Annotated in this window: 2 protein-coding genes; both read right to left on the bottom strand. The window is 67.1% G+C overall.

The features are described 5' to 3' along the window. Positions 1-43: 43 nt before the first annotated feature. On the bottom strand, positions 44-2,620 hold the full coding sequence (locus ABZS40_RS36405; RefSeq protein WP_354949259.1) for a site-specific integrase: 2,577 nt from the start codon (positions 2,618-2,620) through the stop codon (positions 44-46). Beyond that, entirely contained in the window at positions 2,617-3,882 is a 1,266-nt protein-coding gene (locus tag ABZS40_RS36400) for a site-specific integrase (RefSeq protein WP_354949257.1), read from the bottom strand. The genes ABZS40_RS36405 and ABZS40_RS36400 overlap by 4 nt, the downstream gene beginning before the upstream one ends. Positions 3,883-3,961: the final 79 nt, after the last annotated feature.

Genomic DNA, 3,961 nt, shown 5'->3' with positions numbered 1-3,961 from the left:
TCAATTCTCTGAACTCGGTCAGAGAACGCAAGGGCGAGTCCGATCATGATCGTGATTGCTCCGTTGATGTGCAGCGTCCGCCGGCGCGGTTGTCTGCGGCCGGTGGGGTATCGAATGCTGTTTTCCGCGTTGGGTCTAGTGGGGTGGTAGGGCTGCTGGTGCGGCCGGCGACGTCTCGGAACGCGGGGATGCCCAGTCCGACGGTGTGTTTTCGGCGTGCCATTTGGTCGAGTTGGTCGAGTTTCTGCTCGGCGCCGGCGAGGCTGACCTTGAGTCCGTCGACCTCGCCTGTCCAGCCTTCGCGGACGGCTTCGGTGATGCGGTCGTTGAGGTTGTCGCGGATCGCCTCGATCCGGCTGCGCTGTTGCGATGACGGGCGCAGCAGGGGGCAGCGTAGGCAGCTGTGCTCGTGGATGCAGGGGGTGGCGTAGGAGCGGCCGCAGTCGCCGAGGGCGACCCTGCGCCGCTCGAAGTGCCCGAGGAACTCCTGCCATTCTGAGTCGGTGGGGGTGCGGTATTCCTCGCTCGGTCGCAGGCTGCGGCGGCGGGTGATGAAGGCTCGGTGTCCGTTGATGACCTCTTCGGGATAGACGGCTTTGTAACCCATTGTGGTGTTGATGTCGCGGTGCCCGGCGACGAGCTGCGCGATGTGCGGGGGCATGCCGTGCATGATCGCGTCGGTGATGAAGACTCGCCTGAAGTCGTGCGGGGTGAATCGCAGTGGTGCGCCACTGGCATCGGTGAGGCCGGTGTCGGCGAGGGCTTGATCGAGGCACCGGGCGACCGAGGCCTTGCCGACCGACCGGTTCTCCAGGCCGACGCGCCGTTGAAACAGCAGCGGCATGGGTGGGTTCCAGGTCCGCTCGCCGTAGTCGTAGGCGGCCACCAGAGGGACGCTGCCGTCTGGGTTGCGGATCCGCGTGATGATCGTGCTGAGCACGTCGGCGAGTTCGGGAGAGATCACCAGTAGGCGTTCGGTATCGGTCTTTGACGGTGCGATCTGCAGCAGCGGGACGAGTTCGCGGGTGGTGGGCAGCCGATAGTGGATCAGGCTGTGGTGTGACAACTCGGTGAGTTCCTCGATGCGGATGCCGGTCAGCCGTAGCACCTCCACCGCGGCCCAGGCCCAGAACGCTCGGCGTTCCTCGGCTTCGAGGTCGCGGCGTTTGCCGGTGTCTGGGTCCTGGCCCCAGATCCTGCCGCCGGCGCCCGTTGGCAGGATCGGCCGCAGCAGCGTCTGTCCGCCTGCGGTGAATAGCTCACCGGGGCGGACCTCGGTGGCCGTGTGCAGGCGTTCATAGGACGCTGCGCGGCTGGCTTCGGCAGCGGCGACGAGAGCGGGCAGCATGGGCAGTCGTTCTCGGGTGCGTTGATCCATCCGTGATTTGCGTCGGGTGTTGATCTTCTTGAAGTTCAGATCGATGTCACGCACCGGGCAGACCGTCACCCAGGCGGCCCAGCGAGCGGGTTCTTCGTGTGCCCACTCGGCGAGGTCGCGGTAGAAGGCACGCACGGTGCCGAGGTTGTCCGTCGCGCTGATGCGCTGGCTTTGGGTTTCGACGACGCCACCGTCGGCGGTCCTCGTGCGGGTGGTCTTGGTGCGCAGCCGCTGCTTCCAGGCTGCGGCGACCTCGGGTGCCAGATGCAGCGAGTCGATTCCCGGGTGGTGGAGTTCCAGGTCCCGCCAGAACATCTTGCCCAGCACGTAGGACAGGGTGAGCACGGTGCTGTAGTCGCTGGCGACGAGGAACTCGCGTAGGTAGTCGACCAGGAGATCCCGCACGGGCCTGCACTCGATGCCGTACCGGTCGATCATTTGCTCGACCGTCATCTGCCCGGCGGCGCCGCCGAACATTCGGACGGTCATCGGAGCGTCAGGCGGGAAACCGCCCAGGGAGCGCAGTAGTTGGTAGAAGAACGGCCGACCCACCGTCGTCATCGACGCGATGCGGTGCATCTCGATGCAGTCGCCGACGGTGATATGCCTGACCAGTCCGCCTTTGGCGGCCATGATCGTCGCGATGCGGGCCAACGCGAGGTTGCGGGTGGTCGCCGCGGTGCGCAGCGGGCCGCACTGCTCGATCAGCGCGGCGAACCCCAGCGGGTCGCGGGTGCGGGCCAATGATGCGGCCAGGTTCTTGGGTGTCTTGGTCACCAGCAGCCAGCGTGTGCTCGGCCGGATCACGTCCGCGCAGATCAGCAGCATCAGCCCGGTAGTGCACTCATCGGTCTTGTCTCGGGTGTAGGGCTTGCGCCGCCCGGCGACCCATCCGGTGTGCTCCGCGGGCAGCGTCCGCCAGTCGGCGGCCAGTTCGGCGCCGCTGGCCAGCCACCGCTGCTGCCAGGTGTCGCCTGATTTGGCAGCCAACCAGGTCAACACGCTGGTCAGCCCACGTCGGGCGCTGTCTTGGTACTGGGCGTTGCCGAACGTAAACGGCGGTGCCAGAACGCGAGCCAGCACCTGACCCCGGGACTCCTGCGTGGCTGGCCACGAGGGCGGCACTAGCCGCGGCGGGAACTGCTGCAGCAGCGGTGACAGGTCCACAGGGCCCGGCATCGCCCGTTTCCCGCGAGCGCCAACAGCCTCGCCGGGTGTCTGCTCCACCTTGGCGCCGGTCACCACCCGTCCTCACCGAACAACACGTTCAACGACTCGCTCCGGTAGCCGGGCGCCTGCAGGGGCGGCATGGCCGGCTGCTGGGAACGGCGGACGTGGTGAGCCAGGATGCTCGCGATCGCCTCGTCCGCCGGGGCCGACATATAGATCTGCGTGGTTGTCAGGTGCGCATGGCCCAGGATCCACTGCACGTCAGTCAGCGGCAGTTCGGGGTCACGTGCCATTCGATACGCGGCGGTGTGACGAAGGTCGTGCAGCGTCCAGTTCATGTCCAGCGCCTGGTTGGTTCGGACGAACATGCGGTAGGCGGCGTGATAGGTCAACGGGCGGAACGGGCTGCGCAAGGTCCACCACAGCGGATCATCGAAGCCGGCGGGCACCTTGCCGTGCACCTCGGCCTGATAGAGGCGATGCCAGACGAACGCGTCAGGCGAGGCAGGAATCTGCTGCATCGCCCGGCTGCCCTTGCGGATCACCGTGACCAGCTGCTGTCCCGCGTCGAGGTCACCGATCCGGGCACCGAGCAACTCCGAGGCTCGCGCGCCGGTCGACACCCAGAACGCCACCAGTGCGCGGTCACGGTGCGAACCGAGGCCGGCGAAGAGTTCGTTGAACGCCCCGTCCGGGATGCGGCGCGGCAACCGTCTTGGCAGCTTGGGTCGATACCTGCCCACCCGCTCCCGCCGATGCGGCTCCATCGGGTTGTGGTGCGCGTCGGCCCTGCCGTGCTGACGCCGCCTCGCCAACGGGAACGGGTTGACCATCGGCCCGCTGCCCGCCTCCGCATGAAACTCGTAGAACCCGCGCAGCACGCTTTCGCCATGCGCGGCGGTCGCCGGCGCGTAGGTCGGCCCAGGCGCCGACCGGCCCGTAACGCGATTCGGCGTACCCCTCGACAGGGCTGACACCGGCACCGGGGACCCCGGCGCTGCCGAGCGCCTCCAATGAGTCGTCGCCGGTTTCCGGCCAACCTGGATCCACCGGCAATAGTCCCGAGCTTCGACGCGAGTCGCCTTGTCCCACGGCACGTCGACCGCCCATACGAAACGGAACCATCGCAACAGATCCATCCCGTACGACCGCTGGGTCGCCGCCGTGCGGCCCGCCGCCTGCAACTCCCCAAGGAATGCAGCGGCCGGCGCGACAGGCCGACCCGCGTGATCCAGAAGACGATACGGCTCCCACGGATCGCCGGACTCCTCCAGCCGCCCGATCCGAGCCACGACAAGCGACGCGAGATCCCGAGTTCCACTCTCATCGATCATGGTCGAGCACCCTAGCCAGCAAACAAGGGCATGTCCCTTGACCTGCAAGAACATTCTCGTTAGTTCAGTTAACAGGAAG

Origin of the sequence: Micromonospora sp. NPDC005324, assembly GCF_040607155.1 — a bacterium.
Classification (GTDB): Bacteria; Actinomycetota; Actinomycetes; order Mycobacteriales; family Micromonosporaceae; genus Micromonospora; species Micromonospora trifolii.
The sequence above is the reverse complement of the archived record's forward strand: the minus strand, read 5'-3'. Positions and strand labels throughout refer to the sequence as shown.

Excerpts from the sequence above, each read along its gene's own strand:
- ABZS40_RS36400 (WP_354949257.1), bottom strand. The coding sequence starts at position 3,882 with ATGATCGATGAGAGTGGAACTCGGGATCTCGCGTCGCTTGTCGTGGCT.